Source organism: Sorangium sp. So ce185, from assembly GCF_051526825.1.
GTDB classification, from domain to species: Bacteria; Myxococcota_A; Polyangia; order Polyangiales; family Polyangiaceae; genus Sorangium; species Sorangium cellulosum_D.
This window is the reverse complement of the sequence record NZ_CP150316.1, coordinates 678,353-697,675: the sequence shown is the minus strand read 5'-3', so window position 1 is coordinate 697,675 and position 19,323 is coordinate 678,353. Positions and strand designations below refer to the sequence as shown.

Below are 19,323 nucleotides of genomic sequence, written 5' to 3'. Positions count from 1 at the left end.
GGCGAGCGCGAAGCCCGGCGCGCCCCCCCTGCGCTGCCCCGGGTGGCTCCGGTCGTCAGAGCGTCTCGAGGTAGGCGACGAGGTCGTCGATCTGGGCCGGCGCGAGCGTCGACGTGACGCCGTGCTTGTCCCCTCCGCCGCAGGGCCCGAAGCGATCGCGGAGCGTCGCGGCGCAGCCGTCGTGCATGTACGGGGCGCGCGCGGCGAGCCCGCGCAGCGAGGGCACCTGGAAGGCCTTGCCCGTGCCCACGTCGACGGTCTGATCGTTCGTGAGCTTCTCGCCCGAGTGGCACGAGGCGCAGCCCACGGCGGCGTCGTTGAAGAGCGCCTCGCCGCGCTGGACGGCGGCCGGATCCGCCGGCTCCGACACGGGCACGGGCTTGATCGTGTCGAGCCACGACGCGAAGGCCTCGACGCGCTCGGGGCGCTGGTGGATGCCTCCCATCCGCTGCTCGAAGACCTCGCTCATGATGGCGTCGAGGTCGGTCATGTCGCCGTCCCAGTGCAGCGGCGCGGTCTCGAGGATGCCGCCCGCGAGCGTTTGCGTGCGGCGCGCTCCGATGGGCTTGAAGGACCACGTCCGGCCGTCGTCCTGCCCCTCCGGATGGCACGACGCGCACGCGATCGCCATCTGCACCTCCACGTCTTGGATGCCGTGAAAGAGGGCGTGGCCCGAGTCGAGCCGGCGCTCGCCGGGGAGCAGGAAGGTGGCGACGTGGGCGCCGCTCACGGCCCCGAAGCGGAGGATGCTCGGCGGCTCCCGCAGCTGCACGAGCAGGTTGCTCGCCTCGTCGTAACCGACGGCGATGGGCTCGCCGGGCACCGGGATGGAGCGCTGGTCGCGGAAGGACGCGCAGTCGTCGACGGCCCCGGTCTGCTCGGTCTGCTCGAGCACGTCGAGCGGCGTCTCGATCACCGTGCGGCTGCCCGCCATCACGATGGCGCCGCGGAACCCGTCGGGCGATATCGCCATGTCGACGGGGAGCAGGCCAAAGGGGAGGCCGCCCGCGCCCGGCGCGGGCGCCGCCGGCGTCGGGTTGGCCTCGCTGGGCAGCGGTCGCATGAAGGTCACCGCCGGCTGAACCACGATCGTGCTGCAGTCGAACCCCGAGTAGCCGCCCTGCGTCGAATCGTCGATGTCGATCGGGTCCACGAGGCCGCGCTGGTGCACCATGGCCACGCCGCCCCCGGGCAGCGGGATCGTCCTCCAGGCCACCGCCGGCTCGAACGTGCGCCCGAACCGCTCCTGGACGTGGACCGGCGGCTTCACGCGCTCGGCCACGGCGCCGTCCTCCGAGACGACGAGGAGCTCGGACGACCGGAACCGGCTCACGAGGAGCGCGTCCCCCTCGATCACCACGTCGCGCAGGTCGCGCTCGAGGCGCAGCTCGCGGACGGGCGGGGCCTCGAGGTCGGAGGAGAGCGTGACGAGCTCCCCGCCCGCGCACGCCACGTGGAGCAGGCCGGCCGCAGCGTCGTAGGCGACGCCGCGCGGCGCGGGGCAAACGGGCCTGCGGTGCATCTGCTGGGTCGCGAGATCGATCGTGACGACGGCGCCGCCGCGGCGGAGCGCCACGTGGGCCGTGCCGGGCGGGCCCTCGGTCACGCGCCCCGGCTCGTCGCCCTCTTCCAGGGGGAGGACGGCCTCCACCTCGAGGGTGCCGAGATTGATGATGGAGATCCTGTCGCGATCCGGGTCCGCGGCGACGACGAGGTCCTTGTCGGCCGTGACCAGGAGCGTGCCGCCGCTGATGGGCGGCGGCGGCACGGCGGACACGTCGACGTGCTGATCGCCGAACGAGCCTCCGCCCACCCCCCCGACGCCCACCGAGAAGCCCCCCGCGAAGCCTTCCGCGAAGCCCCCCGCGAAGCCCCCCGTCGCCGTGGAGCTGTCGGGAGACGGAAACCAGTCCTCGTAATCATCACATCCGGCGACGGCCACAGCGGCGAGCGCGACGAGCCACGTTGCGACGCGAGCTTTCATCATGCCTCCTCCGCCCGGCGCCGCCCCGCGAACGCGGCCCGAGCATGCCTCGAATTTCGGACAACTGCGCTGGAGCTCGGCTCCGCAGGCGTGCGATGATCCACGCCATGAAAAACGTCGCGGTCCTCGGATCCGGGATTGTCGGGCAGGTGCTGGCCGACGGGTTCCTCAAGCACGGTTACGACGTGATGCGCGCCACGCGCGAGCCATCGAAGCTCGCGAGCTGGCAGTCGGACGCGGGGCCGAACGCTCGCGTGGGGACGTTCGCGGAGGCGGCGCAGTTCGGGAGCATCGTCGTGCTCGCCGTGAAGGGGACGGCGGCGGAGCAGGCGGTGGATCTCGCGGGCCCCGCGGCGCTCGCGGGGAAGACGGTCATCGACGCGACGAACCCCATCGCGGACGAGCCGCCCGTCAACGGGGTGCTCAAGTTCTTCACGGGGCCGAACGAGTCGCTGCTCGAGAGGCTCGCGCGGCGCGCGCCGGACGCGCATTTCGTGAAGGCCTTCTCGAGCGTCGGCAGCGTGTGGATGGTCAATCCGGACTTCGATGGCGTCCGGCCGACGATGTTCATCTGCGGCGACAGCGCCGGCGCGAAGAAGGAGGTGGAGGGCATCCTCGACGCGTTCGGGTGGGAGACCGAGGACATGGGGGGCGTCGAGGCGGCGCGCGCGATCGAGCCTCTCTGCATGCTCTGGTGCATCCCCGGCCTGCTGAACAACCGGTGGACGCACGCGTTCAAGCTGCTGAAGAAGTGACGAGAGGAGTGATGGGTTTCTCGTAAGGGTTTGTGGCTTGGATCGTGGGGGAGCATTGTCCCTCCCACGTCTCCCGTCTCCCGTCTGCGTCTGGCCTCCGCGTGCGCGTGCGCGTGCGCGATATGTGATTGAGAAGAGCCATGCTCCCGAATCCTCGCAGGGGAAGGCCCTGCCGTTGAGAGGATAGAGACAGCGCTCATTCGAGTAAAATCGAAGAGAACCGCGCACGCGCACGCGCACGCGCACGGGGGACGGAAGAGGGGAGACGGGGGACGGAAGAGGGGAGACGGGGGACGGAAGAGGGAAGACGGGAGACGGAAGCTGCCTAGATCCGAGCCGTGAACGGTTGCTTATCCTCGTCGCGGCTCGTCCCCCGACACCCCGTCTAGACCTGGCCGGACAGCGGATCGACTCCGGCGGCCAGGGCCGCGATCAGGCCGGGGACGAGCTCCGCGATCTCGCTCGCGAGCAGCCCCCGATCGCTGCCCGTCTGCGCGCGCCACACGTCCCCGGCGAGCGCGTGGATCAGCACCCCCGCGCTCGCGGCGGCGGAAGGCTCCATCGAGCACAGGAGCGCCGCGATCAGCCCGGTCAGGACGTCGCCCGATCCGGCGGTGGCGAGCGCCGGGTTGCCCGCCATGCAGATGAGCATGCGGCCGTCCGGGAGCGCGATGACCGTGCGCGCCCCCTTCAGCAGGACGATCGCCCCGGTGCGGGCCACCGCCTCGCGCACGGCGCCGAAGCGGTCCTCCTCGACGGCCCGCGCGCTGCGGCCGAGCAGCCGGCCGAGCTCGCCGGAGTGCGGCGTCAGGATGAGGTGCCCGCGCGCGGTCGCGAGCGCCTCGGGGCGGCCGGCGAAGTGCGTCAGGGCGTCGGCGTCGACCACCTTCAGGCCGTCCCAGCCGAGCACGACGTGATCCACCGCGGCCCGCGCCCGCTCGTCGAGGCCCAGGCCAGGCCCGATCGCGACCGCCCGCCGCCCGGCGAGCGCGCCGTCGAGCGACGCGGCGATGCGGTCCGGATCGATCGAGGTCGTCATCAGCTCCACGACGCGCGACTCCATCGCGGGCGCGGCGTCGGCCCAGGTGCAGATCGTCACCAGGCCCGCGCCCGTGCGCATCGCCGCGCGCGCCGTCAGCAGCGCGGCGCCGAGCTTGCCGGACGACCCGGCGATCACGAGCACGTTGCCCGCCTGGTGCTTGTAGACGCTCGCCTCGCGCGGGCGGAACGACGCGCCGACCGTCTCCTTGCGGATGACCTCCGCGACGTGGCCCACCTCGGCGAGGATCGGCCGGTCCGGGACGCCGAGATCGACCACATGGACGTTGCCGGCGAGCCGCGCGCCCTCGGGCGTGAGCAGGCCGATCTTGAGGTGGCCGAACGTGACGGTCTCGTCGGCCTGCACCGCGGCGCCGAGCGGCGCGCCGCTGTCGGCGTCGAGGCCCGAGGGCACGTCGAGCGCGATGCAGAGGCAGGTCGCCGTGTTGAGGACGCCGATGACGTCGGCGAGGTGGCCCTCGATCGGGCGGTCGAGCCCCGTGCCGAAGAGGGCGTCGACAACGAGATCGGCCTCCGCGAGCGCGGCCTCGAGCGGGGCGAGCGGCGCGCCCGGCGGGAGCTCGGTCAGCGCGCCGCCGAGATCGACGTACGCGTCGTGGTTGATGCGGCTGTCGCCGGTGACCTTCTCGGACGAGGCCGCCAGGAAGACCTGGACCTCCGCGCCGCGGGCGAGGAGGTGGCGCGCCACGACGAAGCCGTCGCCGCCGTTGTTGCCGGCGCCGCAGACGACGACGACGCGGGCGTGGAGCGGGTACGTCGCGGGCTGGCCGGGGCTCGGGACGTGCCGCACCGGGAAGGCGCGCACCCGCGCGGCGCGGGCGTCGTCGGCGTCGCGGCGGCCGTTCGGCGGCGGCGGGACGCTCCCGGAGCGAGGACCGCCCCTGGACGCCAGCGTCGCGGGCCAGAGCGCCTTGGCGGGCGCGGCCAGGTGCGGCGGCGCAGGGCGCGCGGCGTGGCCGGGGAGCGCGGCGTCGCCGGACGGCGCGGCGCTGCGGGCCTCGATGATCGCCGAGATCACGTCGGCGGCGCCGCGGCCCGCGTTCTCCATGAGGACCACGCCGGGGACGTGGCAATGGTGGATCGCGTGCTTATCGAAGGCGCGCATCTGCGCGCGCGAGAGGACCGGAATCACGAGCGCTCTTTCCCTTCGTCGTCCAGGTGGGGTCGGCCTACGCCGCCCGCGTCATTCGTCATCGAGGATCGGCCTTCGCCGTCCTCATCATCCGTCGTCGGGGATCGGCCTTCGCCGCCCGCGTCATTCGTCGTCGGGGATCGGCCTTCGCCGTCCTCATCATCCGTCGTCGGGGATCGGCCTTCGCCGTCCCCTTCCAGGATCACCACCGCCGCCGCCACCCCGGCGTCGTGCGTGATCGACAGATGCACCCGCGTGACGCCCAGGCGGTCCGCGAGCGCGCGCGCCGGTCCGTGGAGCGCCATCGTCGGCGGCGTGCGCGGCGCGCCGCGGACCTCCAGGTGGTGCCAGCCGACCCCCGGCGCCCCGGCCAGCGCCTTCACCACCGCCTCCTTCGCGGCGAAGCGGCCCGCGAGCGCCGTCGCCCGGTCGACACGGTGCGCGAGCGAGCGCCGCTCGGGCTCGGACAGCACGCGCTCCCAGAACCGATCCCCCCACCGCGCGAGCGCCTCCTCCATGCGTCCGATGCCGCAGACGTCGATGCCGATGCCGAGGATCACGCGGCCACCTCGACCGAACGGCGGCCCGGCACGGGCGCGGCGGCCGGCGGCGGCGGGGCGCCCTCGCAGGCGGCGCTCGCCGCGGCGCGATCGCCGGAACAGAGACACAGGGGGAAGGCCATGGGGGCGACTCTACCCTATTCAATGTCGATGCCCCGTGAAACGCGATCCGCGTCTCCCCCGATCGCGGAGAAACGCCCTCGCGGCGGCGCGCGGCAGGCGGCCGCGGCCTCCGACGCCGGCGCAGAGCGGCGAGCGCGGCGGCGGGCATCGCCGGAGGGCGCCGATCGCGGCTAGCATCTCCACGCGGCGCCCATGCAGACAGCCCTCGATCTGACGGTCATGCTCCCGCCGAGCGCCTACGACTACGGCGAGCGCTCGTCGGGCGAGACCCACGGCGTGGTGCTGACCAAACCCCACGTCGTCAATCTCATCCTCGATCTCGCGGGCTACACGGCGGACCGGGATCTCGCGTCGCTGTCGCTGCTCGAGCCGGCCTGCGGCCACGGCGCGTTCCTCGTCCCGGCCGCCGAGCGCCTGATCCAGTCGGCGCGGCGCCACGACCGCGACCTCCTGCAAATCGCGTCCGCGATCCGGTCGTACGACGTCGCGCGCGATCACGTCGACCGCTCGCGCCTCGCCGTCGCCGGCGCGCTCGCCCGGCTCGGGCTGCCCCACGGCGACGCAGAGCGCCTCGCGGAGGCCTGGATCGCCCAGGGCGACTTCCTGCTCACGAGCCAGGGCCGCCGCTTCGACGCGGTGGTCGGAAACCCACCCTACGTCCGGATCGAGCAGCTCTCGCCCGAGCTCCAGGAGGAGTATCGCCAGCGGTACAGGTCGCTCTACGACCGCGCCGATCTCTACGTCGCGTTCATCGAGCGCGGCCTCGATCTCCTCGCGCCCGGCGGGGTCCTCTCGTTCATCTGCGCCGACCGGTGGACCCTCAACCGGTACGGCGCCCCGCTCCGCCGCATGCTCTCGACGTGGTTCCGGGTGCAGTGCTACGTCGACCTGCACCGCGCCTCCCCGTTCGAGTCGGACGTCGTCGCCTATCCTTCGATCTTCGCCGTGTCGCCCGGCAAGACAGGGAGCGTCCCGGTCGCGACGCTGCACACCGCCTCTCCGGAGGAGTGCGAGGCCGCGTCCGCGGCCCTGCGGGGCGCGCCGGAGCGCGGCGCCGGCGTCGCCGTGGCGGAGTACCCCTCCTGGTTCGAGGGGGACGACCCGTGGGTGCTCAGCTCCCCGGAGCACCTCGAGGCCCTGCGCGCCCTCGAGGCGCGGTTCGCGCCGATCGAGGAGGTGGGCGGGACCCGCGTCGGCATCGGCGTCGCCACCGGAAGCGACCGGATCTACATCGTCGGCGACGAGGTCGATATCGAGCCCGACCGGCTCGTGCCGCTCGTCATGCGAGACCAGCTCGACGGCGGCCGCGTCCGGGACGCCGGGCGGTTCGTCATCAACACGTTCGGCGACGACGGCAAGGTGGTCAATCTGGAAGAATATCCGAAGCTCGCCGGATACCTGCGCGCCCACGAGGCCGAGATCAGGAAACGCTACATCGCCCAGAGGAGCGCCGCGAGCTGGTTTCGCACCATCGATCGCGTGGTCCCCGAGCTCGCCTCCGCCCCGAAGCTCCTCATCCCCGACATCGCAGGATCCAACGAGGTGGTCTACGAGGGGGGCAGGTTCCTCCCGCACCACAACCTCTACTTCGTCACGTCGGAGGCCTGGGACATGGAGGCGCTCGGCGGCCTGCTCAGCTCCAGGGTCGCCCTCTTCTTCGTGTGGTCGTACGCGGTCAAGATGCGCGGCGGCTACCTGCGCTTCCAGGCCCAGTACCTGCGGCGGATCCGCCTGCCTCCGCCGGCGAGCGTCCCCGAGGAGCTGATCGGCGATCTCCGCGGCTCGTTCCGGGAGCGCGATTTCCACCGCCTCGACGCGCTCGCGCTCCGCGCGTACGGCATCGACGCGCTCCCGGGGTTCAGCTTCCTCGACAGGAGGAGATAGCCCGCTATCGGGCGCCGGGCGCGGCGTGATACCGTCGCGCCTCCACACAACGTTCGCGGGCGAGGGACGAACGGATGACGGCGGAGAAGATCGCGTGCGCTAGCCGTATCGAGTCGGTCGTCGTGTACGCGCGCGGGGCGATCGTCACCCGCCGCGTCGAGCTCGCGGCGCCCCTGCCCCGCGGGGCGCTCGAGATCTCGGTGCCCGGGGTCACGCCCCTCGCCGAGCCGGGGAGCTTCCGCGCGCTCGTGGCGGTCGCGGGCGGCCCGCCGGAGGCGGCGGCGGCGGCGCCGCGCGAGGTCGTCGGCGTGCGCGCGCGGCTCGTCGTGCCCCCGGCGCCCGTCTCGCGGGGCGCGCTCTCGGCGCAGCTCCGCGCGCTCGAGCTCGCGATCGAGCGGCTGTCGGCCGAGCACGACCACCTCCGCCGCTGGCGCGACCAGCTCGGGGCCGTCGCGCTCCACCCGGAGCTCGCGCGGCGCTTCCGGCCGGGCGACCCCGCGGCCCGGATCCGCGACGCCCTCGCGGTGAGCGGCCTGCTCTCGGGCGAGCTCGCCGCGCTCGACGCCCGCCTGGCCGCGCTCGAGGACGAGCTCGAGCGCGCCCGCAAGGAGCTCCTCTCCGCGCAGCTCGACGCCGCCCAGGCGACCAGCGGCGAGATCGAGGAGCGCGCGCCGGCGCGCCTCGACGTGGTCGTGCGGCTCGCGCCGGCGCGCGACGGGTCGGGCGGCGCGCCGGCGCTCCGGCTCGAGTACGCGGTCGGCGCCGCGCGGTGGTGGCCCGCCTACGCGGCGCGGTTCTCGCGCGGCGCGACCGAGGTCGCGCTGCAGCTCGACGCCCTCGTCGCGCAGGCGTCCGGCGAGGACTGGAAGGGCGTGCGCGTCGCGCTCGCCACCGCCGACCTCGCGCAGGACACGCGGCTGCCGGAGCTCGCCTCGCTCCGGCTGGGCCGCGCGCAGCGCCCCCCGCGCCGCGGCTACCGCCCCGCGCCGGAGGGCCTCGACGCCATGTTCGAGGGGTTCGACCGCTTCGTCGCCGCCCTCCCCCCGCCGGCCGCGAGGACCACGGCCGCCCCGGCGGAGCTCCCGCCCCCCGCGCCCGACGACGACGACGAGCCCACGCTGAGCCGGGCCGCGCCGGGCCAGACCAGCGACGATCTGCGGGAGGCGATGGCCCGGACGGCGCCGCCTCCCGGCGGGGCCGCGCTGCCGCCGCCTCCTCGCGCCGGAGCCGCCCCGCCGCCGATGCGGCGGGAGCGCGCCGCGGCCCCGAGGCCGCCCCCTCCCCCGGCGCCGGCCGCCGTGCCGATGCCGCTCGCCGCGCCGATGCCGGCCGCCGCGGCGCGCAAGTCGCGCGGGCTGTCGCTCCCCTCGTTCGGCGGCGGCTACGGCGGCCCGCCCCCGCCGCAGGCGCTCCAGGCGAGCGCGCCCGAGGCGCCCATGGCCGCCTTCGCCCACGACGCGAGCGTCGAGCGCTGGGCCGGCGCGGCCGACGAGCTGCTCGACCCTGGCGGCGAGCTCGAGGGCGCCGGCGCGGCCCCGGCGCCGGTCGAGCCCGCGCAGGTCGAAGGGTGGCTCGACTTCGACGCGCTGCACCTCCCCGGGACGGGCCCGCAGCGCGGCCGGCTCGCGCGCGACGAGCCCGGGCCCTCGAGGCGCGCCGCGCGGCGGGCGCAGATGGCCATCGACGACCTCGGACCGCCGCCCCGGGCCGTGGACCCGCGCGACTCGCGCGGGCAGTTCGACCACCTCTACGCGGGCGAGAGCGCCGCCGACGTGCCGTCGAACGGCAGGCTCCACCGCGTCGCCCTGAGCGCCGCGCGCGCCCCGGCGACGCCGCGGTTCGTCGCCGTGCCGCGCGAGGCCGCCGAGGTCTACCGCGAGGCGCGCGTCGAGAACCCGTTCGACGCCCCGCTGCTCGCCGGGCCGGTCGAGATCTTCGTCGACGGCGCCCTCGCCGCGCAGTCCTCGCTCGGGCACGTCGATCGGGGCGGCCTCCTCCGCGCCGGCCTCGGCGTCGAGGAGCGGATCCGGGTCGCGAGGAACGCCCGCGTCGAGGAGTCGAGCGCCGGCCTGCTCGGCGGTTCGCTCTCGGTCGAGCACGCGATCACCATCGACCTCTCCTCGTCGCTCGGCGTGGGCGTCGAGGTCGAGGTCCTCGACCGCATCCCGGTGACCGACGACAAGGACGTCGAGATCAAGCTGGTCTCGTCGCACCCGAGGGCCGAGCCGTACACCCAGGAGGACCTCGGCGAGCCCGTGCGCGGCGGGCTGCGCTGGCGCGTGCCGATCGCGCCCGGCGGCAAGGCCTCGGTCGCCTTCACCTACCGCGTGGCGCTCTCCTCCAAGAACGAGATCGTCGGCGGCAACCGTCGAGAATAACAGGAGAAATAGGCGCGCCATGGCGACGGCAACGAGTGCGAGCGGTTCGGACCGGGCGGAGCGGATCGCCGGCGGAGGGGACGCCGGCGGCGGGGCCGAGGGCGGCGTGATCGCCGGCGCAGCGGGCGCCGCCGAGGGGGCGCCTCACCCGAGCGCCGCGCGCGCGGTGACGCTGTTCGAGGATCGCGCCGAGGTCGTGCGCGCCGCGCGCGTCGAGGTCGGGGCCGGGGCGCAGTGGATCGCGATCGGCGGGGTGTCGGTGTTCGTCGACGAGCGCACCGTGCAGGCGCGCGTCGCGGGCGCGGGCGCCGAGGGCGCGGTCCGGGTGACGGCGGCGCGCGTGCGGTGGAGGGCGCACCGGGAGGCGGCGCTCGGGCGCGAGGCGATCGACGCGCTTTCGCGCGAGCAGCGCGAGGCGTCCCGCCGCGCCGGCGCCGCCGAGCGGGCGCGGGACCGGGCGTCGCGCCGCGAGGCGCACCTCGACCAGCTGCTGGCGAAGTGGTCGCAGGCGATGAGCGAGGTCCCGAAGGACGCCGGCGAGCCCGCGCGGCTCGCCTCGTGGCGCGCCGGCGTCGAGGCCCTGCACGCGGCGCTGGCCGAGGCCCTCGGCGCGTCGGCCGACGCGCGCGCGGCGCGGGCGCACGCCGAGGACGACGCCCGGCGCGCCGCGGCGCGGCTGCGCGAGGGGTCGATCGAGCAGCCGCGCTACGAGGCGGTGGTCGAGGTCGAGGTGCACGCGCCCGCGCCGCAGCCCGTCGAGATCGAGCTGACGTACCGCGTCGCGTGCGCGATCTGGCGCCCCGAGCACCTGGCGCGGCTCTCGGTCGCTCCCGCGGGCGCCGCTGCAGCCGGCGCGACCGCGGCCGGCGCGGGCGGCGCCGGGGCGCAGGGCGCCGGCGGCTCGGTCGAGCTCACCACCTGGGCCGCGGCGTGGCAGGCGACGGGCGAGGCCTGGGAGAACGTCACCGCGCGCTTCTCGACCGCGCGGCCGTCGCGGAGCGCCGAGGCGCCGCTGCTCGCGGACGACGTCCTCCGCGCGCGGCGCAGGGCGGAGGTCGACCGCCGCCGCGTCGTCGTCGAGGCGCGCGACCAGGCCATCGCCACGGCCGGGCTCGGCCGCGGGGCGCGGGCGGTCGACGAGATGCCGGGCGTGGACGACGGGGGCGAGCCGCTGATCTTCGAGGCGGCGGAGCCGGTGACCCTGCCCTCCGACGGCCGCCCGACGCGCATCGAGATCGCGCGGCGCGCGCTGCCGGCCGAGCTCGCGCTCGTGCTGTACCCCGAGGCCCACCCCGCGGCGCACCTGCGCGCGACCGTGACGCTGGACGGCGGCGGCGCCGGCGGGCGGCCGCGCCCGCTGCTCGCGGGCCCGGTCAAGGTCGCGCGCGGCGGCAGCCTCATCGGCCGCGCCCGGCTCGACTTCGTCGGCGCCGGGGAGCCGTTCGAGCTCGGCTTCGGCGTGGACGACGCGGTGCGCGTGCGGCGCACCGTGGACGAGGAGCAGGACACCTCGGCGATCACCGGCAGCCGCAAGATCCGCCGGCGCGTGAAGCTCTCGCTCTCCAACCTCTCCAGCGACGTGAAGCGGGTGCTGGTCACCGAGCGGATCCCGGTCAGCGAGGTGGCCGACGTCGAGATCGCGCTCGGCGAGGCCCCCGGCTGGACGCTCGACGAGGAGGACGGCTTCCTCCGCGGCCGCGTCGAGCTGCCGCCGAAGGGGCTGAAGACGATGTCGTTCAGCTACGAGCTCCGCGCCGCCGCGAGCGTGGTGTTGCCGTTCTGAAATGCCATCGTCACCGTCGCGCTCCTCGCGAGGAGCGCCGTTGACAGGACGCCGCACGCTTCTGTAACTGATGGATTCTCCAGCAGCTTCACTCGCCGAGGAGGAGGATCGCCATGAGGCAGCAGATCGACGGGGCCGTGGTGCTGACCGCGGCCGACGAAGACGCCACCGAGTATTTGCCCAACAGAGGCGTCTTCTTCGCGCAGCTGCTGGGAAAGGGGCTCGGGCAGGCCTTCGGCTTCTACAAGGGCACGATGGACCCCGGCTGCGAGATCTCGCGCGAGCTCCACACCGAGACGAGCGAGACCATCTACATTCTGTCCGGCAAGGCGCTCGGCATCGTCGGCGACCGCGAGGTGCCGCTCGGCCCCGGCCAGATGATGCACGTCGACAAGAACGTGCACCACGGGCTGCGCAACGCGGGCGCCGGGCCGCTGGAGTTCCTCGTCATCGGCCACCCCGACTTCTGATCGCGCGGTCCGCCCCTTGAGGTGCACCGCTGCCCTACGGTCCGCCGCCGGCGCGCTCGCCGCGGCGGCGACGCTCGGCGCGGCGGCGGCGCAGGCCGAGCCGGCCCCGGCGACGCCCGGCGCGGCGCAGGCCGAGCCGGCCCCAGCGGCGCCCGGCGCCGCGGCGGCCGCATGGACGACCGCGGCGCCGCCGGAGCGCGCGCGGCGCGAGGTCGCGTGGGACCCGCGCTGGCCGCGCTTCCGCGTGAGCGAGTACGTGGCCACGGGCCTCCTGGCCGCGACCGCCTTCGGGACGCTGGCGATCCCGCCCTCGGAGGGCCGGTGGACGACCGTGAACGGCTTCGACGGCTCGGCGCGAGAGGCGCTCCGCATCCGGAGCGATCGCCAGCGCGAGACGGCGCGGGACGCGAGCGATCTCCTGCTCACGCTGATGACCAACCACCTCGCGGTGGACGCCCTGCTGGTGACCTGGTGGGGGCACGGGCGCGGCAGCGTCGCGTGGGAGATCGCGATGATCGACATCGAGGCGCTCGCGTTCAACGCGGCGCTGAACGGCGTCGTCGCGGGGCTCACGAGCCGCGAGCGCCCCTACCGCGCCGGCTGCACCGGGCCGGAGGAGCAGCAGGACCACGACTGCCGGGGGAGCAAGCGCTACCGGAGCTTCTTCAGCGGCCACAGCTCGACCGCGTTCACGGCGGCGGGCCTCGTGTGCTCGCACCACGCGCACCTGCCCCTGTACGGCGGCGGCGCGCCCGACGCGCTCGCGTGCGCCGCGTCGCTCGGCACCGCGACCGCCGTGGCGACGCTGCGGGTCGTCTCGGACCAGCATTTCGCGACCGACGCGCTCACCGGCGCGGCCGTCGGCGCCCTCACGGGCCTCGGGCTCCCGTGGCTCCTGCACTACCGCGGCGGCGCCCCGGCCTCGACGTCGGCGCGCGCGCCGCGCGGGGACGGCGTCTCGATCCGCTTCGTGCCCGCGCCGCTCGGCGGGTACCTCGTGGGCAGGTTCTAGCGATGGCGCTGCGCCGCACGCTCGCCGCCGCCGCCGCGCTAGCCGCGCTCGCCCTCGCGCCCGCCGGGGCCCGCGCCCAGGACCCGGCCGACCTGCCGCCGCCCGCCGCCGATGCGCCGCCGGTGTCCTCGGGGGTCGACCTGCTCCAGAAGCGCTCGTACTGGGCGCGGAGCGCGGGCGCGCGCCCGTTCGTCTCCGCGGTGCTGGAGCTCGGCGTCATCTATTACCGGCCGAGCCTCGCGCTCGGCTACGGCAAGCCGCACTGGTCCTGGCTCGGGATCGAGGGCTACGCGAGCGTGTCGCCGAGCGGCGGCGCGGAGTACGTCGGCCTCCGCGCGGCGCTGCCCAGCGTGGAGATCCGCGGCGGCGCGCGATACGCCTTCTCGACGAGCCAGTATTTCCTCGAGCCCCGGGCGTCGTACACGCGCAGGGAGACCGAGCTCATGCAGGGTCCCCTGTCGCGCTACGTCGCGGGGGAGATCGAGGTGTCGGGCTCGATACCCCTGCTCGGAGGCAGCCTGTTCGGCGTGGCCACGGGCTACGCGGTGCTCGGCGCGCCCGAGGGGTTCTACCTCTACGAAGAGGCGCTCCACACGGTGATGAAGCCGCCGTACCTCTACCGCGCGCGGCTCGGGTTCATGGGGGAGATGGACAAGTTCGGCGAGCTCCGGTTCGGCGCCGCCGCCGAGGTGATCGGCAACCCCGGCCGCGGCAGCGTCGTCGTGCGCGTCGGCCCGATGCTGGCCATCGCGCTGACACACCACCTGGACGCGGTGGGGACGGCGATGGTGGTGGCGGCGACGCCCGATCGGCTCGGCCTGCTGGGCGCGGATCTCGGGCAGCTCGGCTTGCGGTACCGGTGGGCGACGGGAGATCGCTGGCCGGAGTTCCCCTGACGCATGCGCTCATCGCGGGGCGTGGTAAGCGTCTCGGCATGCACAAGCTCATTCCCCTGACCTTCCTCGCCGCGGCGCTCGCGGCGTGCACTCAGCCCGGCGAGCCCAGCGCGCCGGCGGCGAACGGCGCCGCGGCGGCGCAGCCCGCCAAGGCCGCCGAGGCGAAGCCCGCGGAGGCGAAGGCGGCCCAGGCGCCGGCGACCCAGGCGAAGATCGGCCAGCCCGCGCCCGATTTCACGCTGCCGGACCTCGACGGGAAGCCCGTCAAGCTGGCCGACTACAAGGGCAAGACGGTCGTGCTCGAGTGGTTCAACCCCGGTTGCCCGTTCGTGCAGCTCTCCCACAGGAAGGGCGGCCTGAAGGGCGTGCCGGCGCAGCACATCCAGAAGGGCGTCGTGTGGCTCGCCATCAACTCGGGCGCTCCGGGCAAGCAGGGCACCACCCGGGAGGAGAACGCGAAAGCAAAGCAGGAGTTCGGGATGAGCTACCCGCTCCTCATCGACGAGAAGGGCGATGTCGGTCGCGCGTACGGCGCCCAGCGCACACCACATATGTACGTCATCGACCCGCAGGGCACGCTCGTCTACGCGGGCGCCATCGACAGCACCAAGGGCGGTGAGCCCGAGCCGGACGAGCAGGTCACCAACTACGTCGACGCGGCGCTCGCCGAGCTCACCGCCGGAAAGCCGGTCTCCACGAAAGAGACCGAGGCGTTCGGCTGCACCGTCAAGTATTGAGCGCCCCGGAAGCGGGCCCATCCGCAGCATCGCATCTGGACCCACCCCGGCGTCACGTCGCGCGCCTCACCAAAATCGCCACGGACGTTGTCGGTCGCGTCAATCTCCTGCGTCCGCCCTGAGCAGCGCGCCCCCGCACCTGCGCGCCCGCCGCGCGGACATCGCCCCGCGGCCAGCATCGCACCTCGGCGCCGTCCTGAACGACAGCACGATACCGGGGCTCGGGCCGCCCGGGTGTTGACATGGACATAAACTACAGCTTACCGTTGCACGAAAGTTCTGTAACGACATCGCTCGTAGCTCACGCCCAGGCGAGACGCTCACTGGCTGGCGACCAGGCGTTCGGGAGATGGCGAGTCGAGGCCATCGCGCTGGGAGCTGCCGAGGCAGGTGCGGATGCGAAGGTTCATGTCGGTGCGCTCGCGGGCGATGAGCTATGAATCGAGCAGCGGCTCGCGCGCGGTCGTCGTGCCCCTCCTCGGGCGGGATCGGCGCCCAGAGCCCGGGGGGCTCCGCCTTCGATGTTGAAGAGGGTCCGGATCATGAGCCGAGCGGGGAGAGCGAGCCAGGAGAGCGCGAAGGTCGCGCGTCCGGCGGACCCGGAGCCCACGTCGAGGCCCGTCCCGCTCGCGCCCGAGAGCGGGCCGTCGCGCTCCGCGGCGCCGGGAGGCTCGGGCGCCACGCAGGACACCGTGTTCGCGTGCGTCGATCCGCCGTCGTCGCGCGTGCCGAGCCGGTTTCCCATCCGCGACTGGGACCGCTACGAGTGCGTGTCGCTCATCGGCAGGGGCGGCATGGGCACGGTCTACAAGGCCAAGGACCCGCGGCTCCAGCGGTACGTGGCGCTCAAGCTCATCCGGGGCAACGACCCGGATCTCGCCCAGCGCTTCATCTGGGAAGCGCAGGCCCAGGCCCGGGTCGAGCACCCGAACGTCTGCAAGGTGTACGAGGTCGGTGAGGCGCAGGGTCAGCCGTTCATCGCCATGCAGTACATCGACGGCCTGCCGCTCCACCGCGTGGCGCAGCAGACGTCGCTCGAGCAGCGGGTGAAGATCGTGGCCGACGTGGCGGACGGCCTCCACGCCGCCCACCGGCTCGGGCTGATCCACCGCGACATCAAGCCGGCGAACATCCTCGTCGAGCGGACGGCCGACGGCGCCTTCCGCCCCTACCTCCTCGATTTCGGGCTCGCGCGGGACATCGCCGCGGACGTCCGGGCGACGACCAGCGGCGAGGGGACGCCGGCGTACATGGCGCCCGAGCAGGTGTCCGGCGGCCAGCGCCAGCTCGACCGCCGCACCGACGTCTACTCCCTCGGCGCCACGCTCTACGAGATCCTCGCCGGGCGCCCGCCGTTCGTCGACCCGTCGGTGACGAGCCTCGTCGCCCGGGTGGCGAACGAGCTGCCCGTGCCGGTGCGCCAGATCGACAGGCGCATCCCGCTCGATCTCGAGACCATCGTGATGAAGTGCCTCGAGAAGGAGCCCCAGCGGCGGTACGACTCCGCGAAGATGCTCGCGCTCGATCTCGGGCGCTACCTCGAGGGCGAGCCGATCGACGCGCGGCCCGCGAGCCTCGCTTACCGCGCCCTGAAGCGGGCGCAGAAGCACAAGCTCGCGGTCGCGGCGGGCGCGGCGGCCCTCCTCGTGCTCGCCCTCTCGGGCGCCGTCGCCCTGCGCGCGAAGCTCGCCGCCGCGCGCCAGGCCGAGCGCTCGGCGCACATGGCGTCGCTGGCCCAGGGCTTCGGGCAGGACGTGAAGGAGATGGAGCTCTTCATGCGCTACGCGTACGCGCTCCCCCTCCACGAGGTGTCGCGCGAAAAGGAGGTCATCCGCGCGCGCATGGGCGAGATCGACCGGAAGATGCAGGCCCTGCGCGACGCCGGGGGCGATCTCGTCGAGGGCCCGGGCCACTACGCGCTCGGGCGCGGGCACCTCGCGCTGCACGAGCCCGAGGAGGCGCTCTCGCACCTCGAGGCCGCGCTCGCGAGCGGGTACGCCGCGCGGGAGGCGAAGCTCGCGGCGGGCCTCGTGCACGGGATGCTCTACAGAAAAGGGCTCGACCGGGCGCGGCGCCTCGCCGACAAGGGGGAGCGGTCCGCGCATCAGCTCGAGCTCGAGGAGCGGCACAGGCTCCCGGCGCTCAAGCACCTCCGGGACAGCGCGCGCTCGGCCGCCGAGCCGTCCTCGTACACCGCGGCGCTCATCGAGCTCTACGAGGGGCGCTTCGACGAGGCGCTCGCCGACGCGCGGCGCGCGTTCGCGCGATCGCCCTGGGAGTACGAGGCGAAGATGCTCGAGGGCGACATCCTGCTCGCGAAGGGGGCGGCGGCGCGCGACCTCGGGGAGCCCGAGGCGGCGCTCGTCGAGTTCCGGGACGCCGTCGCCTCGTACGAGGTCGCGGCGGAGATGGCCGAGAGCGATCCCGACGTCCACGAGGCGGCCGCGCGCGCCCTGAGCGAGATCATGCTGATCGAGGCGCAGCGCGGCGGCGGCGCCGACGAGCTCTTCGCGCAGATCATCGCCCGCTGCGACAAGGCGCTCCGCGCGAACCCGCGCGCGAGCGGCGCCCACGCGAAGAAGGCCTGGGCCCTCGTGCACCGGGCCAGGCGCGACCTCGCGCGCGGCGCGGATCCGCGGCCGGACCTCGTGCAGGCGATCGCCGAGAGCGAGCAGGCGGTGCTGGGCGACCCGTCGGACGCGACCGCGCACGGCGCGATGGGGGCGAGCATCTTCCTGCTCGCGTCGCACGAGAGCTCCCTCGGGCTCGACGTGCGGCCCTCGCTCGGGCGCGCGGTCGAGAGCATGGAGCGGTCGCTCGCGCTCGACCCGAGCTCCTTCTGGGCGTGGAACGACGCCGGCATCGCCTACGGCATGATGGCCGAGGACAGCGCGTCCCGCGGCGCCGACCCCCTCCCCCTCTTCGAGCTCAGCGCGTCGCACACCGCGCGGGCGATCGAGATCGCGCCGAACGACGCGCCGCTGCACCTCAACCAGGGCTGGTTCTACGCGCAGCGGGCGCAGTACGAGCTCGACCACGGGACGCCGCCCGAGGAGTCGCTCGAGCTCGCCAAGGACAACCTCGAGGCGGCGCTCCGGCTGCGCCCGGACAGCCACCCGGCCCACGGCGCCCTGGCCCTCGCCTACCTGATCCAGGGCCGGTACGAGCGGCTCGCCGGCGAGAGCCCCGAGGTCTCGCTCGCGCGGTCGCTCGACGGGTACGGCGCGGCGATGCGCCTCCGCCCGGGAAATCTCGAGGCGCAGCAGGGGGCCGGCCTCGCGCGCCTCGAGGCGGCGCGGTGGACGCTCGACCGCGGCGAGGATCCGGCGGCCGCGCTCCGCGCGGCGCGTGGCGCGGTCGAGCGCGTCCTCTCCGCGAGGCCGGCGAGCGCGGGGGTGCTCCTCGCGCTCGGCCAGGTCGACCTGCTCGCGGCGCGGTGGTTCGCGTCCCGGGGCCGGAGCCCGGCGCCGCCGCTCGACGCCGCGGAGCGCGCGCTGCTCCGGGCCCTCGGGTCGAGCGACCGGAACGCGCGGATCTTCGGCGCCCTGGCCGAGGTCCACCGGCTGCGCGCGACCTCGGCCGCGCCGAGCCTCGTCGACGTGCGCGCGGAGGTCGAGGCCGGGCTCGCGATGATCGATCGCGCGCTGGCCATCGACCCGGCCCTCCCCGCGGCGAGCGCCGAGCAGGGCGCGCTGCTCCTGCTGAAGGCGAAGGCGGAGCCCGAGCCGGCGCAGCGCCGGGAGCTCTCGCTGCGCGCCGCGTCCGCGCTGGAGCGGGCGCTCCGCCAAAACCCCCTCCTCGGCCACGAGTACGCGCCCCTCCTCGACGAGGCGCGGAAGGTCGCGGAGGCGGTGAAGCGCTAGAGCCGTTTTCGCCCGTCTCTGGCACATGCGTTACAGAGCGGCGGTCACCCGCACAGGAGACGGGCCCAGCTCGGCGTTTTCGGCGCGGAAGCGCACTCCGGTGCGCTGAGCACCGAAAACGTCGAGATGGGCCCGTATCCGAAGCGGGTGACCGCCGCTCTACGCCCGGCGCTTCGGGCGTGAGACCCTGGACATGGCTTCGTCGTGGGCCCACTTGACGCGCATGAACTCGCCGGCGTCGCCGCCGCGATCGGGGTGCGTGACCAGCGCGAGCCGGCGGAACGCCCGGCGGACCTCGGCCGCGCCGGCCGCCTCCGGGAGGCCGAGCACCGCGAACGGCGACACGCCGCGCGCGGACGCGGGCCGCGACGGGGCGCGCCGCGACGGCTCGGACGCGGGCGGCGGGGGCGCCTCCCGCCGCGCGCGCGGCTTGGGCCACGGGGGCTCGCCGCGCAGGATGCGCGTCCAGGCCGTCGCCCACGCCGGCTCGATCTCGACGAGCGGGCGCCCGGCGGCGCGCTCGGCCTGCGCCCTCGCCTCCTCCACGGTCCGCGCGCCGCCCTGGCTCGCGTCCGGCGGGCGGAACGGCTCGCGCACGGGCTCGGCCGTCCACCAGGCGGCCCACAGGAAGCGGCGGCGGCGCGTCGGGGTCACCGCGTAGACGCCGCGGAGCGGGAGCGTCATCGG

General features: G+C 74.8%; 14 protein-coding genes and 1 pseudogene. 9 read left to right on the top strand and 6 right to left on the bottom strand.

The features are described 5' to 3' along the window. Positions 1-55 precede the first annotated feature (55 nt). On the bottom strand, positions 56-1,987 hold the full coding sequence (locus WMF26_RS02660) for a c-type cytochrome (protein ID WP_437999038.1): 1,932 nt from the start codon (positions 1,985-1,987) through the stop codon (positions 56-58). 104 nt (positions 1,988-2,091) lie between these two features. Between WMF26_RS02660 and WMF26_RS02655 the strand changes: the two genes are divergently transcribed. Next, the gene (locus WMF26_RS02655) at positions 2,092-2,739 is read left to right on the top strand and encodes an NADPH-dependent F420 reductase (RefSeq protein WP_437335661.1); all 648 of its coding nucleotides are present in this window, start codon (positions 2,092-2,094) and stop codon (positions 2,737-2,739) included. 244 nt (positions 2,740-2,983) lie between these two features. On the opposite strand, the pseudogene WMF26_RS02650 reads toward WMF26_RS02655, so the two are convergent. The 4 genes and pseudogenes from WMF26_RS02650 to WMF26_RS02635 all read right to left on the bottom strand — a co-directional run. After that, a pseudogene (locus tag WMF26_RS02650) lies at positions 2,984-3,061 on the bottom strand (hypothetical protein); the annotation flags it as partial. A 63-nt stretch (positions 3,062-3,124) separates the two neighbouring features. Next, complete coding sequence (locus WMF26_RS02645) at positions 3,125-4,930, bottom strand: NAD(P)H-hydrate dehydratase (RefSeq protein ID WP_437999037.1); 1,806 nt, start codon at positions 4,928-4,930, stop codon at positions 3,125-3,127. Beyond that, positions 4,927-5,490, bottom strand: a complete 564-nt coding sequence (acpS, locus tag WMF26_RS02640) for a holo-ACP synthase (protein WP_437999036.1) — start codon at positions 5,488-5,490, stop codon at positions 4,927-4,929. The genes WMF26_RS02645 and acpS overlap by 4 nt, the downstream gene beginning before the upstream one ends. Next, a complete protein-coding gene (locus WMF26_RS02635) occupies positions 5,487-5,612 on the bottom strand; it encodes a hypothetical protein (RefSeq protein ID WP_437999035.1) in 126 nt (41 codons plus the stop codon). Before WMF26_RS02635 ends, acpS begins: the two co-directional genes overlap by 4 nt. Before the next feature lie 193 nt (positions 5,613-5,805). On the opposite strand from WMF26_RS02635, the gene WMF26_RS02630 reads away from it, so the two are divergent. From WMF26_RS02630 to WMF26_RS02595, 8 genes are all read left to right on the top strand, one after another. Further along, the gene (locus WMF26_RS02630; protein ID WP_437999034.1) at positions 5,806-7,497 is read left to right on the top strand and encodes an Eco57I restriction-modification methylase domain-containing protein; all 1,692 of its coding nucleotides are present in this window, start codon (positions 5,806-5,808) and stop codon (positions 7,495-7,497) included. A gap of 74 nt (positions 7,498-7,571) precedes the next feature. Continuing rightward, positions 7,572-9,875: a DUF4139 domain-containing protein gene (locus WMF26_RS02625; RefSeq protein ID WP_437999033.1), complete on the top strand. Its 2,304-nt coding sequence runs from the start codon at positions 7,572-7,574 to the stop codon at positions 9,873-9,875. Positions 9,876-9,894: 19 nt separating this feature from the next. Further along, on the top strand, positions 9,895-11,658 hold the full coding sequence (locus WMF26_RS02620; RefSeq protein WP_437999032.1) for a DUF4139 domain-containing protein: 1,764 nt from the start codon (positions 9,895-9,897) through the stop codon (positions 11,656-11,658). Between the two features lie 113 nt (positions 11,659-11,771). Then, positions 11,772-12,128 (top strand): cupin domain-containing protein, encoded by a 357-nt coding sequence (locus tag WMF26_RS02615; RefSeq protein WP_437953809.1) that lies wholly within the window; start codon positions 11,772-11,774, stop codon positions 12,126-12,128. 16 nt (positions 12,129-12,144) lie between these two features. Next, a complete protein-coding gene (locus WMF26_RS02610; protein WP_437999031.1) occupies positions 12,145-13,140 on the top strand; it encodes a phosphatase PAP2 family protein in 996 nt (331 codons plus the stop codon). Positions 13,141-13,142: 2 nt separating this feature from the next. Next, complete coding sequence (locus tag WMF26_RS02605) at positions 13,143-14,036, top strand: hypothetical protein (protein WP_437999030.1); 894 nt, start codon at positions 13,143-13,145, stop codon at positions 14,034-14,036. A gap of 38 nt (positions 14,037-14,074) precedes the next feature. After that, positions 14,075-14,773, top strand: coding sequence for a thioredoxin family protein (locus tag WMF26_RS02600; RefSeq protein ID WP_437999029.1), 699 nt, complete (start codon positions 14,075-14,077; stop codon positions 14,771-14,773). 542 nt (positions 14,774-15,315) lie between these two features. After that, positions 15,316-18,636 (top strand): protein kinase domain-containing protein, encoded by a 3,321-nt coding sequence (locus WMF26_RS02595; RefSeq protein ID WP_437999028.1) that lies wholly within the window; start codon positions 15,316-15,318, stop codon positions 18,634-18,636. A gap of 159 nt (positions 18,637-18,795) precedes the next feature. Here WMF26_RS02595 and WMF26_RS02590 read toward each other — a convergent pair whose 3' ends face one another. Next, the gene (locus WMF26_RS02590) at positions 18,796-19,320 is read right to left on the bottom strand and encodes a J domain-containing protein (RefSeq protein WP_437999027.1); all 525 of its coding nucleotides are present in this window, start codon (positions 19,318-19,320) and stop codon (positions 18,796-18,798) included. Positions 19,321-19,323: the final 3 nt, after the last annotated feature.